Source organism: Cupriavidus sp. SK-4, assembly GCF_000611125.1.
Taxonomy (GTDB): domain Bacteria; phylum Pseudomonadota; class Gammaproteobacteria; order Burkholderiales; family Burkholderiaceae; genus Cupriavidus; species Cupriavidus necator.
Map to the genome: position 1 here is coordinate 1 of NZ_JFJW01000076.1, position 21,165 is coordinate 21,165.

Here is a 21,165-nt window from a genome sequence, read left to right on the forward strand (position 1 = left end):
TGGTCGAATGGCAGCTGCGCGTCGCCGCCGGTGAAGCGCTGCCGCTCACGCAGGACCAGCTGCGCATCGACGGCCATGCGCTGGAAGCGCGCATCTACGCCGAGAATCCCGACAAGCAGTTCCTGCCGTCCACCGGCACGTTGCGCTTCCTGCGCACGCCGCCGGCGGTGCAGTTCATGCGCGGTGAGGATGCACACGGCCCGGCGGGTATCCGCATCGATGCCGGCGTGCGCGAGGGCGACACCATCAGCCCGTTCTACGACCCGATGATCGCCAAGCTGATCGTCTGGGGCAAGGACCGCGACGAGGCGCTGGCGCGCATGCGCCAGGCGCTGGCGGCCTACCACGTGGTAGGGTTGTCGACCAACGTGGCTTTCCTGCAGCGGCTGGTGTCGTCCCAGGCGTTCCGCACCGCCGATCTCGACACCGGGCTGATCGAGCGCAACGAGAAGGTCTTGTTCCCGCCGCCGGCGCCGGTCGGCCTGGAAGTCATCGCGCTGGCGGTGGCGGCGCTGTTCGACCGCGAGGCCCGCGAGCGCCGCATCGACGCCGCCGACCAGCATTCGCCGTGGACCCATGGCGGCGCGTGGCGGCTGAACGGCGGCGTGTCGCGCACGCTGCGCTTCGGCTATGGCGAGCAGGTGCTGGAGGTGACGCTGAGCACCAATGAGCGCGGCAGCACGCTGATCTATGCGGACCAGGCGGCGCCCTTTGCCTGCACCTGCCAGGCCGACGATATCCGCATCAACCTCGGCACCCGGCGCGCGCACGGGCAGGTGCATGCCGATGGCGAGACCTTCCACGTCTTCTATGCCGGGCGGCATGTGAGCCTGACCTGGCTCGATCCACTGGCCCATGCCGGCGAGACCGAAAGCGAAGGCGGCAAGCTCACCGCGCCGATGCCCGGGAAGGTCATTGCCGTGATGGTCGAGGCTGGCAGCACCGTCACGCGCGGCACGCCGTTGCTGGTGATGGAGGCCATGAAGATGGAGCACACCATCAGCGCACCGGTGGATGGGGTGGTGAGTGAGGTGCTTTACGGCGTGGGGGAGCAGGTTGTGGAGGGGGCGCAGCTTCTGGCGTTCGAGGGGAAGTCAGGGGCTTGATGCGCGACAGGGGTGGCAGGGGCGCGGCCACCGTTGCCCCAACCAACCCCATCACCGTTCCTCTGCCAAAATACGCCTTTAACCCCACCAGAATCCCCCTGGAGACAAAATGAAGTTGCAGTTGTACGTCCCCGATGGCCGCTACGACCCCTGGATCGCAGGCTTCGCCGAGGCACTGCCCGAAGCGCAATGCGTGACGTGGGAGGACAGCCGTGGCGAACCGGCCGACTACGCCGTGGTCTGGCGCCCGCCGGTGGAGATGCTGCGTGGCCGTACCGAGCTGAAGGCGGTGTTCAACCTGGGCGCCGGCGTCGACGGCATCCTGCGCCTGCGCGATGAAGCCCCTGACGCCTTGCCCGCGGGCGTGCCGATCGTGCGGCTCGACGATGCCGGCATGGCCGCGCAGATGGCCGAGTACGTCACCCACGCCGTACTGCGCTATTTCCGCAAGATGGACGCCTACGAGGCCCAGCAGCGCGCCGGCAACTGGAAGTTCCTGAAGCCGCATCGCCGCGCGGACTTCACCATCGGCGTGATGGGGGTGGGCACGCTCGGCACGCATATCGCGCGCACGCTGGCGGGCTTCGGCTTCCCGGTGCGCGGCTGGAGCCGCACCGCGCGCGCCATCGAAGGCGTGAGCGGCTTCTATGGCGATGCCGGGCAGGCACCGTTCCTGGATGGCCTGCGCGTGCTGGTCAATGTGCTGCCGCTGACGCCGCAGACCGGGAACATCCTCAACGCCGGGCTGTTCGCGCGGCTGGCGCAGGGCGCGTATGTGATCAACGTCGCGCGCGGGCAGCACCTGGTCGAGGAAGACCTGCTTGCCGCGGTGCAGTCGGGGCAGGTTGCGGGTGCCACGCTCGACGTGTTCCGAACCGAGCCGCTGCCTGCCGAACACCCGTTCTGGCAGGAGCCGCGCATCACCCTCACGCCGCATATCTCTGCGCTGACGCTGCGCGAAGACAGCATCGCGCAGATCGCCGGCAAGATCCGCGCGCTGCGCGCGGGCCAGCCGATCGCGGGCGTGGTCGACGTGCAGCGGGGCTACTGAGCCCGACCAAGACGAATTAGAGACAGGAGACAGCCATGACCATGCCGAACTATGTGAAGATCGTTGAAGTCGGCCCGCGCGACGGCCTGCAGAACGAGAAGGCGATGGTGCCGACCGAGGTCAAGGTCGCGCTGATCAACCAGCTGACCGATGCCGGCTTCGTCAATATCGAGGCCGCGTCGTTCGTGTCGCCCAAGTGGGTGCCGCAGATGGCCGACGGTGCCGACGTGATGGCGCGCATCCAGCGCCGGCCCGGCACGCTGTATTCGGCGCTGACGCCGAACATGAAGGGGTTTGAAGGCGCGATCGAGGCCGGTGCCGACGAGGTCGTGATCTTCGGCGCCGCCAGCGAGGCGTTCTCGCAGAAGAACATCAACTGCTCGATCGCCGAGTCGATCGCGCGCTTTGCGCCGGTGGCCGCCGCAGCCAAGGAGAAGGGCGTGCGCCTGCGCGGCAGCATCTCGTGCGCGCTGGGCTGCCCGTACCAGGGCGAGGTGCCGGTGCATGCGGTGGTCGACGTGGTGCGGCGCATGCGCGAACTGGGCTGCGACGAGATCGACATTGCCGACACCATCGGCGTGGGCACCCCCGTGCGCGTGCAGGAAGTGATGCGCGCCGCGGCGGCGGAGTTTGCGCTGGACCGCCTGTCGGGCCATTTCCACGATACCTACGGGCAGGCGCTGTCCAATATCCTGGCCAGCCTGGAAGTGGGCATCTCGATCTTCCATGCGTCGGTGGCGGGGCTGGGCGGATGCCCGTACGCCAAGGGCGCGACCGGCAACGTGGCGACCGAGGACGTGCTGTACATGCTGCACGGCATGGGCATCCACACCGGCATCGACCTGGAAGCGGTGGTGCGAACCGGCGACTATATCTCGCAGGCAATCGGCCGCACCAACAGCTCGCGCGTGGGCCGTGCCTTGCTGACCAAGTGGGCCGCCGCCAGCGATGCGGCGCCCGCCTGCGCGTAAGTGCGGATCAGGCGCGGGCCACAGGACAAGGAGAAGTACGCATGACGGTGAATGACGAAGCGCTGCCCGAGTCCGCGCAGCGCGTGGCCGACCTGCTGGCCGGGCTTGGCCATGACCGGCCCGTGGTGATGCTGCCGGCCACCGGCAAGACCTCGGCCGAGGCCGCGGCGGGGCTGGGCTGCAGCGTGGCGGAGATCGCCAAGTCCATCATCTTCCGGCGCGTGGCCGACGATGCGCCGGTGCTGGTGATTGCCAGCGGCAGCAACCGCGTCGACGAGGCCAAGGTGGCCGCGCGCGTGGGCGCGCTGGGCAAGGCCGACGCGCGCTTCGTGCGCGAGAAGACCGGCTATGCCATCGGCGGCGTTTGCCCGATCGGCCATGCGGTGGCGCCGGTGATGCTGCTGGACCAGGACCTGTTCCGCTATGACAGCTTGTGGGCCGCGGCGGGGCATCCCCATGCGGTATTCAACCTGACGCCGCAGCAGTTGCAGCAGATGACGGGCGCTGAAGTGGCCGACGTCGCGGCAGGCTCGGTGGCATGAGTCCCGACCTGCGCCCCGGCCTGACCTTCAGCTGGCAATACACGGTGCCGCCCAAGGCCACCGTGCCGCGCCTGTACGACGATATCCCGGGGTGCCCCGAGATGCCCGACGTGCTGGCAACCGGCTATATGGTCGGGATCATGGAATGCGCCTGCCTGCAGATGCTGCGCGAGCACCTGGACTGGCCGCGCGAGCAGTCGCTCGGCACACTGGTCAGCTTCTCGCACCTGGCGCCGACGCCGCCGGGCATGACGGTGATGGTCAAGGGCGAACTGGTCGAGGTGGACGGGCGCCGCCTGCGCTTCCAGCTGAGCGCCTGGGACGGCGAGGACAAGATCTCCGAGGGCGTGCATGAGCGCCACCTTATCGACGCCGGCCGCTTCAACCAGAAAGTGGCGGCCAAGGCCGCGCGCGCGGCGGGCTGAGTGGCGACCGAGCGCAACGCCATGGCCCTCACGCCTGCCTTGCTGGCCGCGCAAGCCGACGCCGCGCAGCGCGCCTCGCCGGTGCCGTCGCCATGCCGCAACGTCTGCCGCATGGATCCGGCCACCGGCTACTGCGCGGGCTGCCTGCGCACCATCGACGAGATTGCCGGCTGGTCGTCCGCCGGCGACGAAGACAAGCGCCGCATCTGGGCGCAACTGCCGCAGCGCGCCACATGGCTGGCAGGCGAGGAGACATCCCCTTGAGCGAACGCCCGGTCCCGCAGTTGCCGGCCACCATGCGCGTGTTCGAGCGTGGCTGGCTGTCGGCAAACAACATCCTGTTCGTTGAGGGCGACGATACGGTGCTGGTCGATACCGGCTACGTCACCCACGCGCCGCAGACGGTGGCGCTGGTGGCGGCCGCCTTGCAGGGCCGGCCGCTCGCACGCGTGATCAATACCCATCTCCACTCCGACCACTGCGGCGGCAATGCCGCGCTGCAGGGCCGCTGGCAGCCGCGCACCGCGATCCCCGCGGCCGAGGCCGCAGCCGTTGCCGCGTGGGATACGGAAGCGCTCAGCTATAACGCTACCGGCCAGCAGTGCGACCGCTTCACCTTCGACAGCGTGCTGGACGACGGCGACACGCTGCGCCTGGGCGGCATCGACTGGCAAGTCGTGGCCGCGCCCGGCCATGACCCGCATGCGGTGATGCTGTTCGCGCCGGCCGAGCACATCCTGGTTTCCGGCGATGCGCTGTGGGAGAACGGCTTCGGCGTGATCTTCCCCGAGCTGGATGGCGAGAGCGGCTTCGCCGAGCAGGCGGCGGTGCTGGAACGGATCGCGCAACTGGACGCGCGGCTGGTGATCCCTGGCCACGGCCGCATGTTCACCGATGTGGCGGCGGCGGTCGAACGCGCCCGGGGGCGCCTGGCCTACCTGAGCGCCGACCCGGCGCGCAATGCCAGCCATGCGGTCAAGGTGCTGGTCAAGTTCAAGCTGCTGGAGCAGCAGCGCATGGCCCAGGACGCGCTGGTGGCATGGATGGAAGCCGCGCCGCTGATGGTGCGCATCCGCCAGCGCTTCATGCCGGGGCTGGCGATGGCCGAGATCTGCGCGCAGACGGTGCGCGCGCTGGCGGGAGTGAAGGCGCTGGCGGTGGAGGGGGAGTGGGTGGTGAACCGGGATTGATTCACCACGCCTGCCTGCATCCTCAGAACGACGTCCTGAACCCCACTTTCACACTGCGCCCGGCCAGCGGCGCGATATCACGCAGGATCGACGCCGAGTTGCGCGCATCCTGGTTGGTCAGGTTGTCGCCGCGCAGGTACACCAGCGTCTGCGTGCCCGACACCTTGAACTTGTAGGTCAGCGCCAGGCTCAGCAGCGTATAGGCATCGGTCGGCGTGTCGTTGGTTGGCACGCGGGTCTGCTTGGCGGCGTAGGTCACATCCACGCGCGCGCCCCACGGGCCCGCGCCATACACCAGCGCGCCACCCAGGCGCAGCGGTGCCAGGCGCGGCAGCGGTTCGCCGGTATCGCGGTTCTCGCCGCGCACGTAGTCGGCGCGCGCCTCGAAGTCCAGCGTGTCGCTGGTGGTCAGCATTTTCTGCAGCAAGCGCGTCTTGCCTTCGACCTCGAAGCCGTACAGCGTGGCCGGCACACCCAGGTACTGGAACTCCGGCAGCGCATCCGGGCTGCCGGCGGCGACCACGTCGCCTGCTTCGTCACGCGTGCGGCCGGTGGCGTTCAGCGCCAGGTAGTTGGCAAAGCGGCTGTAGTAGCCCGACACGCTGGCGCTGTGCGCGCCGGACTTGAAGCGCACGCCCAGGTCGATCGACGTGGCCCGTTCCTTGTTGGCATTGGGGTCGCCCAGCTCCCAGGCGCCGGTGGCCACGTGGGGGCCGTTGGCATACAGCTCGTAGAAGGTTGGCGCGCGCTCGGTGTACGACAGGTTGCTGGTCAGCGACCACAGCGGGTTGACCTTGTAGAGCAGGCCGGCCGAGGCGCTGGTGGCGTTGAAGCTGCGGTTGGCATCGGTAAAGCGGTCGTTGCCGTTGGCGCTGGCCTTGATGCTGCTGTGGTCCAGGCGCCCGCCCAGGTTCAGCTTGAGGTCGCCGGAAGCGGTCAGCGGCAGTTCCTCGAACACGAACAGCGCCGCGTTATCCGTATTGGTGCTCGGCACGAATGCCTCTTCGCCCAGTGCCGAGAAGTCGGTATGGCCGAACTGCGTGCCGATCACGCCCGTCATGTTGCCGATCTTCGCGTGCCTGGCCTCCAGGCGCGCATCCCAGCCCCGGTTCTTGAAGATCGTGCCGGTCTCGCCGCCCTCGATTTCCTTGTGCTCGTAGTCGGTATAGCTGAACTTGCCCTTGACCGATTCGAGCCAGCCGGCGGTGTTGCCGGCCAGGTTGCGCGCCTCGCCTTCCAGCGCAAAGCGGTCCTGCCGCATCTTCAGCCGCACGTCGTCCTCGGCGGGCGTGCCGTACTCATTGCGGTAGGCGCTGTAGTTGGCGCCGACGAAGCCATCGGCCCAGGTGTAGGAGCCGCCCATCGCGCCGCCTTCCTGCTGCGCGCTGGTGTTGGGCAGGCGGCCATAGGCTTCGGTCTCGCCTTCGGGCAGCGGATCGGCGGTGCGCAGGCGGTGGCTGCGGGCGTAGCCGGGGATGCGCAGGTCGCTGGTCTTGCGCGCGAAGGCGTCGGCGTGGACGGCGAACTTGCCGTTGCCGGCCTCGATCAGCGCGCTGGCGTTGCGCGCCTGGTCGCCGCCCGCGGTGGCGCTGGCATCGACCGCGCCGCCGATGCCTTCGATCGGCTCCTTCGGAATCCGGTTGTCGATCACGTTGACCACGCCGCCGATGGCGTTGCCGCCGTACATCAGCGCCGCCGGGCCGCGCACGACCTCGATGCGCTCGGCCACGAGCGGGTCCACCGGCACTGCGTGGTCGTAGGACAGCGTGGAGGCGTCGACCGTGGTGCCGCCGTTCTGCAGCACCTTGATGCGGTCGCCGTCCAGGCCGCGGATCACCGGCCGGCTGGCATTGGGGCCGAAGTAGCTGGACGAGACCCCGGGCAGCTTGTCGAGCGTGTCGCCCAGCGTGCTGCCCTGGCGCACGGCCAGGGCGTCGCCGCCGAGCGTCGAGACCGGCGCCACCATGTCGTTGAGGTCGCTGCCGAGCGGGTTGGCGGTGACGACGACTTCGCGCAGCGTGGCGCCGGCTGGCGCGGTGGCAGTGGCCGTTGCGGGTGCGCTATCGGCGGCAGGTGCCGCGGCGGCCTGTGCCAGCGCGGCGGGCGCCACGAAGGCGGTGGCCATGGTGGCGGTGAGGGAAGCGGCAAGGGCCGCCAGCGGGGTCAGGCGCGGTGCGCTGGTTGGTACGGTGTAACGATTCTTTGACATGGCGCGCGGAGCGAGGCAATGGCAATCGGCCCGGCTGGCACGGCAGCTGCCCGGCACGGCGCCGGCCGCCCGCGATGGGCGTGGCCGCGCAGCCGGAATGGGCAGGCGTTCAGCTCGGAATTGGTCAGGCCGGGTGCGCGGCGAGGGCCGCGTCCCGGATCAGGCGAGGGCGATGGCCGGCGCCGGCGGCGCGCGCGATTGGAAGGGGTGGGTAGCGGGCAGGTCGGGCCAGCGCCAGGCCAGGTTGGCCGGCTTGACCGGTTTGCCAAAGGCAAGCTGCGGCAGCGGCAGCTTGCCGCACAGGGTGTCGGCAACCGTGGCGCCATCGAACAGCACGCATGAGTGGCCGCTGAATTTCTGCGCCAGCGGGTGCGGCTCGGGGTCGTCGGCCGAGGCGGCGTCGGCCGTTGTCACGGAGGCCGACGGCGCGAGCGGGCCGCCGTGCACGATGCGGTGGGTCAGCCCGGCGTGCTGCGCCAGCAGCAGGCATAGCGCCAGCCACAGCGCGGACCAGAGGCCCGGGCCGTGCGTGCGCAGGCGGGCGAACCAGTCAGTGCGCATGCGGATGGCCGGCGTGGTTGCCGTGGTGGTGGTCGGGATCGCCGCAGCCGCAATCGTTGTCGCCATGGTCGTGGCCATGGGCATGATCGTGGTCGTCGTCGAAGTCGTCGACCCAGCCGGGGAAGGGATCCGGGTAGGCCGCCCAGGCTTGTGCGCCCGCGGCCATCTCGGCATCGGTCAGCAGGCAGGCGTCGAGCCGGGCCTGCAGCGCCGCATGGTCCAGGTCCAGGCCGGTCAGCACCAGTTCCTGGCGACGGTCGCCGAAGGCTGCCGGGGCGCCGTCGAGCTGCATGTCGGCTTCTACTTCGGCGCGTTCGGCGGTGTCGGCCGGCCATTCGGCCGGATCCAGCGCAGCCCACCAGGCGCCGGCGCCGCCATGGCGGCAGACGCCGCCGGACTGGTTCCAGTCGCCCGCGGTGTCCATGCGGCTGGCCAGCCAGAACAGGCCCCTGGAGCGCAGCACGCTGCCGTGCTCGCGCAGCCATTCGGTATGGATCAGGTCGGCGAAGCGTTGCGGGTGGAACGGGCGGCGGCGGCGGTAGACCATCGTGGAAACGCCGCTGGCGTCGGCTGCCGGGACCTCGCCGCGCAGCGCGGCAAGCCAGCCCGGTGCGTCCGCGGCGGCTTCAAAGTCGAAGCGGCCGGTGCCTTGCACGCGCTCGGGCGGGACCTTGCCGAAGCTGGCTTCGACGATGTCGGCGCGCGGGTTCAGCGCCTGCAGCACGGCGTGCAGCCGCGCCAGTTCCGTGGCGCTGGCGAGGTCGGCCTTGTTCAGCACGATCACGTCGCAGCATTCGACCTGCGCCACCAGCACTTCGGCCACGGTCCGGTCATCGTCCGTGGCCTGCGCCAGCCCGCGGTCGGCCAGGAACTCGGCCTCGTTGAGATCGCGCAGGAAGGTGGCGGCATTGATCACCGTCACCAGCGTGTCGGGTTGCACCGCCGCGTCGGGCCCGGCGCCATGCTCGGCCTCGAACAGGAAGCCTTCGGCAATTGCGAGCGGCTCGTCCAGGCCGTCGGCTTCCATCAGCAGCGCGTCAAAGCGGCCCTCGGCGGCAAGCCGGGCGGCTTCGCCGAGCAGTGCGTCGCCCGTGGGCAACACCGTGGCCTCGCAGCCGGGCGGCAGCGGCGCCAGCGCCTGCCCGTGCTGCGGCCCGCAGACCAGCACGGCCATACGCCGGCCCGCGCTGTGCGCAAGCAGGTGGTTCAGCAGCGTGGTCTTGCCGGCGCCGGGGAATCCGGACAGCACGGTGACGGGCAGGCGATCAGCCATGGCAGGAGAGGTGGAAGTGACGGGGGACAACGCAGCCCAGGCGCTGGCCGCGTTGTTGCAACAAGGTTGCGAATTTACCAGAAAGGCCGGGGCCGTAACAGCCGGACGATTCTCAATGGTAGGCCGTGGCGACGGCACGACAAGGCGGACGCGGCCCGCCAAAGCAAACGGCCCGGGTAACCGGGCCGTCACGTTACGCCTGCCGCACCGGCCGTGCCGGCGCGCGGCGCTTCAGTCGCCGAACAGCTTCTGGCGCAGTTCGCGGCGTTGCTGCGCTTCCAGCGACAGTGTGGCCGTGGGACGGGCAAGGAGGCGCGGCACGCCGATCGGCTCGCCGGTTTCCTCGCACCAGCCGTAGTCGCCGGACTCGATGCGCTGCAGCGACTGCTCCACCTTCTTCAGCAGCTTGCGCTCGCGGTCGCGCGTGCGCAGTTCCAGCGCATGCTCTTCCTCGATGGTGGCACGGTCGGCCGGATCCGGCACGATGACCGTTTCGCGCAGGTGTTCCGTGGTCTGGTCAGCGTTCTTCAGGATTTCGTCGCGCAGCTGCTCAAGACGGTGCTTGAAGAAGGCGAGCTGCGCTTCGTTCATGTAATCCTTGTCGCTCATCTTCAGGATTTCAGCTTCAGTCAGAAGTTTGTTGCTGCTCATGGTTGCTGCTGATTCTCTTGTTGATGCGGCCGGCGGCGTCTGGGTCCGCTCGGGTGCGCTGTCCGCGCGCTTGCGCGCCACGGCTGTTTCACTCTGGCTGGCTGCAGTCTTGCTGCTTCGCGGGCCTCCCTTCGTTGCGCCCGCTTCGGCGTTCGCCGTACTGCCGCGGGGAGCGGGCGCGGCCTTCACAGGCTGCGCCTTGAGCGTCTCTGCCGCTGCAGTACCAGTCTTGCTGCGGCTTTCTTTGGTCTTCGTTGCGGCTGTCATGGGGACACCTCTCTCTCGCGTCAGTCAGTGACGGCGCGCGTCGGGGCACCCCAGGCGGAAAAAAGGCGGTCTCCGCACGAAGCACTGCGACCGCACCTGCCGGCGGCCTGCCTCATGCTGACGACAACCGCCGCCTTGCAAGTCCACCAGATCCGATGGACCAAATGCCGGCAGCGGGAAAAAGGTGCGCCACCGGTATCAAATCCGGCCTATTGTACTTGAACAAATTTCTCCGAGATACGGGGAAAACCGGCTGGCGCTTCGGTATTTCCCCGGTACCCCGAACGGGGGGCGGCCGCGGAGCGGGGTCTGGAGGGGGCATCGCCGATGGGGCGACTAGGGCACTCAGGCCAGGCAGTTCTCCAGGCCCTTGAGGATGGCGTCGCGGGGCAGGTCCACGCCGATGAACACCATGCGCGTGCCCGGGGTCTCTTCATCCCACTTGGCGCCGATGTCGCTGCCCATCAGCTGGTGGACCCCCTGGAACACCACTTTGCGGTCCACACCGTCCATATATAGTACGCCCTTGTAGCGCAGCAGTTTTTCCCCGTAAACGGCCAGGATGCCGGACAGGAATTCCTCCAGCTTGCCGTAGTGGAAGGGCTTGTCGCTGCGGAAGACGAACGACGCAATGCGGTCGGTATGGTGGTGGTGATGGTGGTGGTCGTGCGCGTGGCCATGGCCGTGCGCATGGTCGTGCCCGTGGTCATGGCCGCAGTCGTCGCCGCAATGCTCGCCGTGCTCATGGTCATGATCGTGGTCATGGTCGTCGGCGCTCAGGAATTCCGGGTCGATCTCCAGCTTGGCGTTCAGGTTGAAGCCGCGCAGGTCGAAGATGGTGTCGATCGGCGCCTCGCCGAAGTTGACCAGGCGGATCGGCGCGCGCGGGTTCATGTGCAGCAGGCGGTGGCGCAGCTCGGCCACGTCGGCTTCGGTCACCAGGTCGGACTTGGTGATGAAGATGGCATCGGCAAAGCCAACCTGGCGCTGCGCCTCTTCCTGCTTGTCCAACTGCAGGTGGGCGTGCTTGGCGTCGACCAGCGTGATCACCGCGTCGAGCAGGTAGCGCGAGGCAATTTCCTCGTCCATGAAGAAGGTCTGCGCCACCGGGCCGGGGTTGGCCACGCCGGTGGTCTCGATCACCACGCGGTCGAAGTTGATCTCGCCGGCGTCGCGGCGCGTCAGCAGCGTCGACAGCGCCTGCACCAGGTCGCCGCGGATGGTGCAGCAGATGCAGCCGTTGCTCATCTGCACGATCTGCTCGCGGCCGTCCTGCACCAGGATCTCGTTATCGATGTTCTCTTCGCCGAACTCGTTCTCGATGACGGCAATCTTCATGCCGTGCTGCTCGTTCAGGATGCGCTTGAGCAGGGTGGTCTTGCCGCTGCCGAGAAAGCCGGTCAGGATCGTGACCGGGGTCAGTTTGGACATTGTTGTTCTCCGGGTATGAGAGATTGCCGTTCAGTGCGAAGCGCCGCCAAGCGGGGCGGGCGCACGCTTGCCGCACTCGGCGCAGACGCCGTTCACGGTCAGTTCGACATGTTCGATGGCAAAGCCGCTGGGCACGCGCGGCGCGGCCGGCTGCACCGGTGCGCTGGCATCGTCCAGGCAGAAGGTGCGGTCGCAGCGGGTGCAGTGGAAATGGCTGTGCTGGCGGTGCTCCTGTGCGCGCGCGGCCTCATGCTCGACCAGGCTGAAGCGAAACACGCGGTCGTTGCCGGCACGCTTCTGCGCCACGCCCTGTTCCACCAGCCAGTCCAGCACACGGTAGACGGTGACGCGGTCGATGGTCTCGCCCGGTTCGGGCAGGCGGTCGATCACGGCCTGGTGCGTCAGCGCCTCATCGCTGCCGATCAGGCAGGCCAGGATGCACAGCCGCGGCTGGGTCACGCGCGCGCCCAGCTGGCGCAGGCGCTCGTGGGCGGCTTCCAGGGACTCAGGGGTGGGGATCGCCGGTTCCGGCACAGCGGCCGGCCGGTCCGGACTGGGACGGGTCATGGGCGGATTTAACCATAGGCCCCCGGTTGATGCAATTCAGTTGCGTCAGCGGGCCGAATGGCGAAGCCGGCGCAGCCACGCCGATGAGGCGGTTTGCGCCTATGATCGGCACAGGACTACCCATAAGCCCCAGAGCGGAGACGACCCATGCTGAATGACGCCAGCGCGCTGCTGTTCCCGAACTTCGAAACCTTCCGGCAGCATGTCGGCGAGGTCGAGATCGCCGGCGTGCGCGGCGGTTCCGGGCCGCCGCTGCTGCTGTTGCACGGGCACCCGCAGAGCCACCTGATCTGGCACCGGGTGGCGCCGGCGCTGGCCGATCACTTCACGGTGATCGCCACCGACCTGCGCGGCTACGGCAGCAGCTCGGCCCCGCCCGGCAATGCAGGCCACGAGCACTACAGCAAGCGCACCATGGCGCAGGACCAGGTGTCGCTGATGGCGGCATTCGGTTTCGAGCGCTTTGCGCTGTGCGGCCATGACCGCGGTGCCCGCGTCTCGCACCGGCTGTGCATGGACCATCCGGACGCGGTCAGCCGCGCCATGCTGCTGGACATCGCGCCCACGCTGGCAATGTACGAGCGCACCAGCATGGCCTTTGCCGCCGCCTACTGGCACTGGTTCTTCCTGATCCAGCCGGCGCCGTTCCCGGAGACGCTGATCAACGCCGAGCCCGATTTCTACATCCAGAAGCTGATGGGCCTGCGCCACGCGGGCCTGACGCCTTTCGCCCCCGACGCCATGGCTGCCTACACCGCGGCGATGCGCGACCCGGCGCGCGTGCATGCCATGTGCGAGGACTATCGCGCCGCCGCCACCATCGACCTGGAGCACGACCGCGCCGACCGCGAGGCGGGGCGCCGGCTCGCGCTGCCGCTGCGCGTGCTGTGGGGCGAGCATGGCGTGGTGGCGCGCTGCTTCGAGCCGCTGGCGCTGTGGCAGGAGGTGGCGACCGACATTAGCGGCCAGGCGCTGCCGTGCGGGCACTACATCCCGGAAGAGGCCGCCGAACCTCTGCTTGAGGAAATGCTCGGTTTCTTCCATTAGGCCGCACCGGGTGTCACAAACGCATGCCTTTGCATCCGATCTCTGCCATATCCTCCCCGTTTCCCGCCATATGCGGCTGATTGCAAGCGGGTTAGCCCCTATACCTGCGTATTGTCTGGAGTTGCTAACATCAAGGCCCGCCCTTGCCGTTTACGGTGGGGGCAGCCGAGCCAGCCGGCATGGTCCAAGAGCGCGGCCACAGAGACCGCGCCAGATGCGCCCCGCACAAGCAGGGGCCGGGCCGGCGGCAACGCATTGCAAGACGGGTATCAAAGGGAATCAGGAGAAGAGAGCATGAAACGAGTAATAAAGATGGTCGCGGCCGCGCTGGCAGTCAGCGCAATGGGTGTGTTGTCGGGCGCGTACGCCCAGGAATATCCCGGCAGCAAGCCGGTGTCGGCGGTGGTGCCGTTTGCCGCGGGTGGTCCGACCGACAAGCTCTCGCGCGAGCTGACCGCGATCATGTCCAAGCATCTGGGCGCGACCATGATCATCGAGAACCTCGGCGGCGCCGGCGGCACCATCGGCGCCAAGAAGGTGGCCCAGGCCAAGAACGACGGCCACACCCTGCTGATCCACCATATCGGCATGGCCACGGCCCCGGCGCTGTACCGCAACCTGGGCTTCGATCCGCTCAAGGACTTCGAGATGGTCGGCGAAATCGCCGACGTGCCGATGATCCTGGTCGGCAACAAGTCGCTGCCGCCGAACAGCTTCAAGGATCTGCTGCCGTACCTCAAGGCCAACGCCAGCAAGCTGTCGCTGGCCAATGCCGGCATCGGCTCGGCTTCGCACCTGTGCGGCCTGCTGTTCCAGAGCGCGATCCAGACCGAACTGACCACCGTGCCGTACAAGGGCGCCGCGCCGGCACTGACCGATATCCTGGGCGGCCAGGTCAACCTGCTGTGCGACCAGACCACCAATCTCGCAGGCCATCTCAAGGCCAACTCGGTCAAGCCGTACGCGGCCATGCAGGCACGCCGCGTGGAAGCGTTCAAGGATATCCCGACGGCGGCCGAGCAAGGCCTGCCGGGCGTGGAAGTGAAGGTCTGGCACGCCATGTACGCGCCCAAGGGCACGCCCAAGCCGGTGATCGACAAGCTGTCGGCTGCGCTGCAGAAGGCCGTGGCCGACCCGACCTTCCGCTCCAAGATGGCCGAGCTGGGCGCCGAAGCCGCGCCGGCACAGCGCGCCACGCCGGATTCGCTGCGCACCCTCCTGACCGCCGAGATCAACAAGTGGACCCCGGTGATCAAGAAGGCCGGCGTGTATGCGGACTGATCTGGTGGAGTGATGCGCGAGGCGCGCGGGCCAGTGGCCCCGCGCGTCGCGGACAAGGGCCATGCGGCAACGCATGGCCCTTTTTGTTTGGGCACGGCGCCGGGCAACGTGGCGGCAGGCATCCTATATTGGTCAGACCGCGCCCGGCGCACGCGAGGGCCTTGAAACCCGCCGGGGGCGTCGCCAACTACGGTCCTGACATATTCACGGAAGCCACCATGGAACAGTATCACGGCACTACCATCGTCAGCGTCCGCCGCGGCAATCAGGTCGCACTCGGCGGTGATGGTCAGGTCACTCTCGGCAATATCGTGATGAAGGGCACCGCGCGCAAGGTGCGCCGCATCTACAACGGCAAGGTGCTGGTCGGGTTTGCCGGCAGCACCGCCGACGCCTTCTCGCTGCTGGACCGCTTCGAGGCCAAGCTGGAAAAGTACCAGGGCAACCTGACCCGCGCCGCGGTCGACCTGGCCAAGGACTGGCGTTCGGACCGCGCCCTGCGCCGGCTGGAAGCCATGCTGATCACCGCCGACCGCGACACCACGCTGGTCATCACCGGCAACGGCGACGTGCTCGACCCCGAGGGCGGCATCGCCGCGATCGGCTCGGGCGGCGCGTATGCGCAGTCGGCCGCCAAGGCGCTGGTCGAGAACACCGAAATGGCGCCCAAGGACGTGGTCGAGAAGGCGCTGACCATTGCCGGCGAGCTCTGCATCTACACCAACACCAACTTCGTCATCGAGACGCTGGAATAAGCGCAGGCCGGCCACCGCGCAGGCCGGCGAGCCCCCACTGAACGGATACCATGTCGCACACCATGACCCCGTCGGAAATCGTTTCCGAACTCGACAAGCACATCATCGGCCAGAACAAGGCCAAGAAGGCCGTGGCGGTGGCGCTGCGCAACCGCTGGCGCCGCCAGCAGGTGGCCGAGCCCCTGCGCCAGGAAATCACCCCCAAGAACATCCTGATGATCGGCCCGACCGGCGTCGGCAAGACCGAGATCGCGCGCCGCTTGGCCAAGCTGGCCGACGCGCCCTTCATCAAGATCGAGGCGACCAAGTTCACCGAGGTGGGCTATGTCGGCCGCGATGTCGACACCATCGTGCGCGACCTGGCCGAGATGGCAATCAAGCAGACGCGCGAGTCCGAGATGAAGAAGGTGCGCACCAAGGCCGAGGACGCGGCCGAGGACCGCCTGCTCGACGTGCTGCTGCCGCCGGCGCGCGATATCGGCTTCGCGCAGCCGGAAGAAAAGGATTCCAACACGCGCCAGGTGTTCCGCAAGAAGCTGCGCGAAGGCTCGCTCGACGACAAGGAAATCGAGCTGGAGCTCTCCGCCGGCATGCCGAGCATGGACATCATGGGCCCGCCGGGCATGGAAGACATGACCGAGCAGATCCGCACCATGTTTGCCGGCCTGGGCCAGGGCAAGAAGGCGCGCCGCAAGATGAAGGTCAAGGAAGCCTTCAAGCTGCTGATCGACGAAGAGGCCGCCAAGCTGGTCAATGACGAGGAGCTCAAGCACAAGGCCATCGCCAATGTCGAGCAGAACGGCATCGTGTTCCTGGACGAGATCGACAAGATCGCCAGCCGCAGCGAAATCGGCGGCGGCGAGGTGTCGCGCCAGGGCGTGCAGCGCGACCTGCTGCCGCTGGTCGAGGGCACTACGGTGAGCACCAAGTACGGCATGATCAAGACGGACCACATCCTGTTCATTGCCTCGGGTGCGTTCCACCTGTCCAAGCCGAGCGACCTGATTCCCGAACTGCAGGGCCGCTTCCCGATCCGGGTCGAGCTGGATTCCCTGTCCGTGCAGGACTTCGAGGCCATCCTGACGCAGACCGATGCCAGCCTGACCAAGCAATACCAGGCGCTGCTGAACACCGAAGCGGTCAGCCTGGTGTTCGCGCCGGACGGCATCCGCCGGCTGGCCGAGATCGCCTTCTCGGTCAACGAGAAGGTCGAGAACATCGGCGCGCGACGCCTGTACACGGTGATGGAGCGGCTGCTGGAGGACCTGTCTTTCCACGCCACCAGGTCGTCGGGCGAGACTGTGACGATCGATGCGGCGTATGTCGATGAGCGCCTCGGGGACCTCGCCGGCAATGAGGACCTGTCGCGCTACGTGCTGTAAATCAGCGCGGCCACGATGCCAGGGCGCACTACGGTGCGCCCATTTTTTTTTGCATGACGTCTTGTACGACGCGGCGGCTGGCGCTGGCCCGGCTTGGCGATCACATGCACGCCGCGTGCAGGGAACGGATTTCAATGTCCATGCGTTTCCTCCTGCCACACCCCGGTAACCATCGTAAGCATTGGTAAGCCCGCTGGCGCACCCCTGCCGGCCGATGCGACCCTTGCGCACCTTGACGGTCGATTGACCGGTGCGGGAGCCACCGCATCCCCATCAACTCACTGGCAGGAGAAATCAGATGGTCAACTACAAGACCCGGCGGGTAGTGCTCGCCACGGGTGGCCTGCTGGCCGCACTGGCGGCGGCGACCGCGTTCCTGTGTGTGCGTCCGGCCATTCCGGCTGCCGAAGCGGCGCAATCGGGCACGGTCGGTGCGGCCGCTGCCGCGGCGGCAACACTGGCGCTGGACTCGGGCGCGCTGTTCACGCTGGCGGACCGCCATGCCGGCGATGCCATGCGCATCGCACAAGGCAGCACGCCACAGGACAGTGCCGAGGGCCTGGACTGGGACTATGTCCAGCTGCGCCTGTAACCCGGATGGCGCTTGCCATCGGGCATGCAAAAGGCCGCGCCTGTGCGCGGCCTTTTTGCTTGTTGCCGTGACAATTACCGCGACACCGGCCGCTTGCCCAGCTTGCGCTGCAAGGTGCGCCGGTGCATGTTCAGCGCCCGTGCCGTGGCGGAGATATTGCCGTCATGCTCGGCCAGCACGCGCTGGATATGCTCCCATTCCAGCCGCGCCACCGACAGTGGCACCGGTTCTTCCAGCGCGGCCTGTGCCGCATCTTCGGACACGCCCGCCATCAGCGCGGTCAGGATCGAATCGACATTGGCCGGCTTGGCCAGGTATTCGTCCGCGCCTTGCTTGACCGCCGCCACCGCGGTGGCGATGCTGGCGTAGCCGGTCAGGATCAGGATGCGTGCGTCCGGCAACGCCTGGCGCAGCGGCGACACCAGCTGCAGTCCCGATTCGGCGGGCACGGTGCTGCCGGCGTCCGGTGGCGGCTCCAGGTGCAGGTCCAGCGTGACATAGGCAAACTCGATGCGTGATGCCAGCGCCAGTGCGGTGCGGCCGTCATGCGCCACCTGCACGGCATAGCCGCGTCGCGTGAGCGCGCGTGCCAGGGTGCCGGCAAAGACTTCGTCGTCGTCGATGACCAGGAAGGGCGTGCCAGCCGGTGCGGTGGCTTCGGGTACCGGGGTGAGGGTGTCGGTCATGGGATTCGTGGTGCCGTGGCGGCGGTGGCGGCGGATGCGGAAAGGGTGGAGAGCGCGGGCAGGCGCAGCTCGGCAACGGTGCCGCCGCCGGCGCGGTCATGCCAGGCCAGTTCGCCGCCCATCTGCCGGGCGGCGCTTTGCGCCAGGTACAGGCCGATGCCCTGGCCGCCGTGCTGGCTGGCCACCGGGGTTTCGCCCAACTGGCCGCGCAGCATCTCGGGAATGCCGTCGCCGTGGTCGGCGATGCGGAACGACAGCCACGGCGCGGTATTGCCGGGCGCCATGGCGATCTGCAGCTGCAGCGGCTCCTGGCCGCGGCTGGCGCCTTGCTGGCTGCGCGCGGCGTTGTCCAGCAGGATGGTCAGGATCTGGCCCACGCGCGCGGTTTCCACCGCCTGCGCGCCGGCACCCGGCGTGGCACTGGCCTGCAGGCCGGCGTTGGGGTGGCGCAGCTGCCAGCGCTCGGCAAAGGCCGGCAGCCAGCCGTCGATGCGCTGGGGCGCCAGCGTGGCCGGGTCTTCGCGCAGGCGCGCGAGCGTTGTGCGGCACAGCGCCAGTTGCTGTTCCATGGTCTGCAGGTCGGGCAGGTAGCTGTTGATTGCGGAAGTGCCGCGGCCCGCGTCGGAGGCATCTGCACGCAGCTCGCCGGCGATGACCGCCAGCGTGGCCAGCGGCGTGCCGATCTCATGCGCGACCGCGGCGGCCTGGCCGTTCAGGTCTTCCACGCGCGCCTCGCGCAGCAGCTGCTCGCGCGCCAGGTTCAGCTGCGCCTCGCGCTGGCGCAGCACGCCGGACAGGCGCGCCACGAACAGCGCGATCATCACCGCGCTGACGACGAAGTTCAGCCACATGCCGGCCAGGTGGTAGTTCACCGCGTTGTCCGGGTTGTGCAGGTCCAGCGGCACATATTCAAACAGCAGCAGCGTGTAGCAGGCGAGCGCGTACAGCGCCAGCGCGATCACCTGGCGCCACGGCAGGATGGCGGCGGCAATGGCCAGCCCCGGCAGGTAGAACGAGACAAAGGGGTTGGTCGCGCCGCCGGTGTAGAACAGGATGGCCGACAGCGCGGTCAGGTCCACCAGCAGCTGGCCCATCAGCTCGGCCTCGCCGGGGGCGCTGTTGCGCCGCGTGTGCTGGCGCAGGCGCAGGCCGGTCAGCAGGTTGAACAGCGCCTGCAGGCCGAACACCACCAGCAGCGGCCCGTAGGGCAGGCGGATGCCGGCGATGGGCTCGCAGCTCAGCACGGTCAGCGCCTGTCCCGCCAGCAGTGCCCAGCGCAGCCAGAACAGCCGGCGCAGCGTCACCTGGCCATGGCGGGCGGAGGTGCCCGCCGGCAGTGGCGACAGGAAGGGGAGGTCGGGCAAGCGGGTCACGGCTGCGGCGGTGGTCATGGCGCGAGTGTATCAATGCGGCCGCGGGGCACCGGTGCGTGCGACACCTTGCCGCATTGGCGCCGCGCCGGGCAGGGTGCCAGACTAGCCGGCTGTACGCCGCATGGCGGGGTTGCCTGGGGCATGCACGGGCGGGCATCGCCATGGTCTAATGTCTGCTTTCAGGAGAGCCTTTCATGCAAGCCAAATTCCGCTCGGCCACGCTGGCCGCATCGGTCGCCCTCGCCGCCGCGCTGGCGTCCGGCGCCGCGCTGGCCCAGGTCGATGTCAGCAACGCCTGGGTGCGCGGCACGGTGCCGACCCAGACTGCCTCCGGCGCCTTCATGGTGCTGCACGCGCACGACAACGCGAAGCTGGTCGGGGTGTCGTCGCCGGTGGCCGCGGCCGAGCTGCACGAGATGAAGATGGAAGGCAACGTGATGCGCATGCGCCAGGTCAAGTCGCTGGACCTGCCCAAGATGAAGGACGTCGAACTGAAGCCGGGCGGCTACCACGTGATGCTGATGGACCTGAAGTCGCAGCTGAAGAAGGGCGACACCGTGCCCATCACGCTGAAGATCGAGCAGGGGGGCAAGGTGATCGAGCAGAAGGTCACGGCCGAAGTGCGTGACATGGTGCCCGCTGCCGCCGGCGCGAGCGGCAGCCACGGCGAGCACAAGCACTGAGCGCCTGACCGGCCCGGCCTCGTCCATCCAGCCATCCATCCATCCAGCATCATGGCCAACAAGCAGCACGGCACCCGCCAAAAGCTGGTCTTTCGCGGCCAGTCGGGAACCAGCAAGTCACCTGCCAGTCCCGCGCCGCGCCGTGAGTCACGGCCGCCGGCGCCGGCCAAGCCAGTGGTGCGCCGTCAGCCGCGCAAGCTGATCGGCTCTTCCAATTCCTGACTGGCCGCCGCAGCCAGCACGCGCTTGCGCAACCAGGCGTGGGCGGGATCGGCTTCGGTGCGCTCGTGCCAGATCATGCTGAAGGTGAAGTCGTCCAGCGCAAACGGCGGCGCGAACACGGCGTAGCGCGGGTCCTCCTCCAGCGCGGCCAGGCTGCGCCGCGCCGTGGTCAGCACCAGGTTGGTCCCGGCGATCAGCGCCGGTGCCACGCTCCAGTGCGGCACCACGCAGGCGATCTTGCGCCGTCCCCCCAGCTTGGCCACCGCGGTGTCGATCGCGTCCATGCGTTCGCTGTGCGTGGCCACCAGCACGTGCGAGCGCGCCAGGTAGGCCACCTGGTCGAGCCGGCCGGTATCGCGCACGGTGGCGGCATCCACCGCGCAGGCATAGCTCTCGCAGAACAACTCCGCGGATTTCACGCCTTCCGGCTGGTGGGTGAACACGCCCAGCGCCATGTCGATTTCGCCATCGGCCACCTGAGCGGTCATGCCTTCGCGGCTGGCCTGCGACACCACCAGGTCGATATTGGGCGCGGCCTTGCGCACCGCGCGCAGCAGCCGCGGCAGCACCACCAGCGCGCCGTAGTCGGACATGGCCAGCCGGAAGCTGCGCCGCGCGGTGGCCGGCTGGAAGCCGCTCGGCCCCAGCAGGATGCGCACCTGCGCCAGCGCCTCGGCGAGCGGGCCGGACAGCTCATGGGCGCGCGCGCTCAGCACCAGGCCGCCCTTGCCGCGCACCAGGATGGGATCGTCGAGCAGCTGCCGCAGCCGCCCGAGCGCGTGGCTGACCGCCGGCTGGCTCAGGTGCAGCCGCAGCGCGGCGCGGGAGATATGGCGCTCGGCCAGCAGTGCTTCGAGCACCACCAGCAGGTTGAGGTCGATTCCGCGTAGGCTATTCATT

22 protein-coding genes are annotated in these 21,165 nt (G+C 68.5%); 13 read left to right on the forward strand and 9 right to left on the reverse strand.

Going from position 1 to position 21,165, the window contains the following annotated elements; all coding sequences use genetic code 11:
* From CF68_RS16115 to CF68_RS16145, 7 genes are all read left to right on the forward strand, one after another.
* A partial coding sequence (locus CF68_RS16115; RefSeq protein WP_035820485.1) for a biotin/lipoyl-containing protein occupies positions 1–1,106 on the forward strand: 1,106 nt, incomplete at its 5' end.
* Between the two features lie 109 nt (positions 1,107–1,215).
* Entirely contained in the window at positions 1,216–2,157 is a 942-nt protein-coding gene (locus CF68_RS16120) for a glyoxylate/hydroxypyruvate reductase A (RefSeq protein ID WP_035820487.1), read from the forward strand.
* 35 nt (positions 2,158–2,192) lie between these two features.
* A complete protein-coding gene (locus CF68_RS16125; RefSeq protein ID WP_035820489.1) occupies positions 2,193–3,128 on the forward strand; it encodes a hydroxymethylglutaryl-CoA lyase in 936 nt (311 codons plus the stop codon).
* Between the two features lie 41 nt (positions 3,129–3,169).
* A complete protein-coding gene (locus CF68_RS16130; protein ID WP_035820492.1) occupies positions 3,170–3,670 on the forward strand; it encodes a YbaK/EbsC family protein in 501 nt (166 codons plus the stop codon).
* Entirely contained in the window at positions 3,667–4,095 is a 429-nt protein-coding gene (locus CF68_RS16135; protein WP_035820494.1) for a thioesterase family protein, read from the forward strand. The genes CF68_RS16130 and CF68_RS16135 overlap by 4 nt, the downstream gene beginning before the upstream one ends.
* Positions 4,096–4,116: 21 nt before the next feature.
* Complete coding sequence (locus tag CF68_RS16140; protein ID WP_035820648.1) at positions 4,117–4,359, forward strand: DUF1289 domain-containing protein; 243 nt, start codon at positions 4,117–4,119, stop codon at positions 4,357–4,359.
* Positions 4,329–5,285 (forward strand): MBL fold metallo-hydrolase, encoded by a 957-nt coding sequence (locus tag CF68_RS16145; RefSeq protein ID WP_051591550.1) that lies wholly within the window; start codon positions 4,329–4,331, stop codon positions 5,283–5,285. Before CF68_RS16140 ends, CF68_RS16145 begins: the two co-directional genes overlap by 31 nt.
* A gap of 22 nt (positions 5,286–5,307) precedes the next feature.
* On the opposite strand, the gene CF68_RS16150 is transcribed toward CF68_RS16145, so the two are convergent.
* From CF68_RS16150 to CF68_RS16175, 6 genes are all read right to left on the reverse strand, one after another.
* Positions 5,308–7,494: a TonB-dependent receptor gene (locus CF68_RS16150; RefSeq protein WP_035820496.1), complete on the reverse strand. Its 2,187-nt coding sequence runs from the start codon at positions 7,492–7,494 to the stop codon at positions 5,308–5,310.
* Positions 7,495–7,653: 159 nt separating this feature from the next.
* Entirely contained in the window at positions 7,654–8,121 is a 468-nt protein-coding gene (locus CF68_RS16155; RefSeq protein WP_369798884.1) for a hypothetical protein, read from the reverse strand.
* Complete coding sequence (locus CF68_RS16160) at positions 8,045–9,328, reverse strand: GTP-binding protein (protein ID WP_035820500.1); 1,284 nt, start codon at positions 9,326–9,328, stop codon at positions 8,045–8,047. Before CF68_RS16160 ends, CF68_RS16155 begins: the two co-directional genes overlap by 77 nt.
* A gap of 231 nt (positions 9,329–9,559) precedes the next feature.
* Positions 9,560–9,979: an RNA polymerase-binding protein DksA gene (gene dksA, locus CF68_RS16165; protein WP_010813282.1), complete on the reverse strand. Its 420-nt coding sequence runs from the start codon at positions 9,977–9,979 to the stop codon at positions 9,560–9,562.
* Between the two features lie 612 nt (positions 9,980–10,591).
* Positions 10,592–11,677 carry a GTP-binding protein gene (locus tag CF68_RS16170; protein WP_035820502.1) on the reverse strand — a complete coding sequence of 362 codons (1,086 nt, stop codon included), beginning with the start codon at positions 11,675–11,677 and terminating at the stop codon, positions 10,592–10,594.
* A gap of 30 nt (positions 11,678–11,707) precedes the next feature.
* A complete protein-coding gene (locus tag CF68_RS16175; RefSeq protein WP_035820505.1) occupies positions 11,708–12,244 on the reverse strand; it encodes a Fur family transcriptional regulator in 537 nt (178 codons plus the stop codon).
* Positions 12,245–12,391: 147 nt separating this feature from the next.
* On the opposite strand from CF68_RS16175, the gene CF68_RS16180 reads away from it, so the two are divergent.
* The 5 genes from CF68_RS16180 (at position 12,392) to CF68_RS16200 (ending at position 17,301) form a co-directional block, all read left to right on the forward strand.
* Positions 12,392–13,291, forward strand: coding sequence for an alpha/beta fold hydrolase (locus CF68_RS16180; protein ID WP_035820508.1), 900 nt, complete (start codon positions 12,392–12,394; stop codon positions 13,289–13,291).
* A gap of 294 nt (positions 13,292–13,585) precedes the next feature.
* A complete protein-coding gene (locus CF68_RS16185; RefSeq protein WP_035820510.1) occupies positions 13,586–14,572 on the forward strand; it encodes a tripartite tricarboxylate transporter substrate-binding protein in 987 nt (328 codons plus the stop codon).
* A gap of 218 nt (positions 14,573–14,790) precedes the next feature.
* Positions 14,791–15,327, forward strand: a complete 537-nt coding sequence (hslV, locus tag CF68_RS16190; protein WP_010813287.1) for an ATP-dependent protease subunit HslV — start codon at positions 14,791–14,793, stop codon at positions 15,325–15,327.
* 50 nt (positions 15,328–15,377) lie between these two features.
* Positions 15,378–16,709, forward strand: coding sequence for an ATP-dependent protease ATPase subunit HslU (gene hslU / locus CF68_RS16195; RefSeq protein ID WP_035820512.1), 1,332 nt, complete (start codon positions 15,378–15,380; stop codon positions 16,707–16,709).
* 298 nt (positions 16,710–17,007) lie between these two features.
* On the forward strand, positions 17,008–17,301 hold the full coding sequence (locus tag CF68_RS16200) for a hypothetical protein (RefSeq protein WP_035820514.1): 294 nt from the start codon (positions 17,008–17,010) through the stop codon (positions 17,299–17,301).
* Between the two features lie 74 nt (positions 17,302–17,375).
* Here the strand turns inward: CF68_RS16200 and CF68_RS16205 are convergent, their stop codons facing one another.
* Entirely contained in the window at positions 17,376–17,987 is a 612-nt protein-coding gene (locus CF68_RS16205) for a response regulator transcription factor (protein ID WP_011614398.1), read from the reverse strand.
* Entirely contained in the window at positions 17,984–19,378 is a 1,395-nt protein-coding gene (locus tag CF68_RS16210) for an ATP-binding protein (protein ID WP_035820516.1), read from the reverse strand. Before CF68_RS16210 ends, CF68_RS16205 begins: the two co-directional genes overlap by 4 nt.
* A gap of 176 nt (positions 19,379–19,554) precedes the next feature.
* Between CF68_RS16210 and CF68_RS16215 the strand changes: the two genes are divergently transcribed.
* On the forward strand, positions 19,555–20,043 hold the full coding sequence (locus CF68_RS16215; RefSeq protein WP_035820519.1) for a copper chaperone PCu(A)C: 489 nt from the start codon (positions 19,555–19,557) through the stop codon (positions 20,041–20,043).
* 185 nt (positions 20,044–20,228) lie between these two features.
* Here CF68_RS16215 and CF68_RS16220 read toward each other — a convergent pair whose 3' ends face one another.
* Complete coding sequence (locus tag CF68_RS16220; protein WP_035820521.1) at positions 20,229–21,164, reverse strand: LysR family transcriptional regulator; 936 nt, start codon at positions 21,162–21,164, stop codon at positions 20,229–20,231.
* Between the last annotated feature and the right edge of the window lies 1 nt (position 21,165).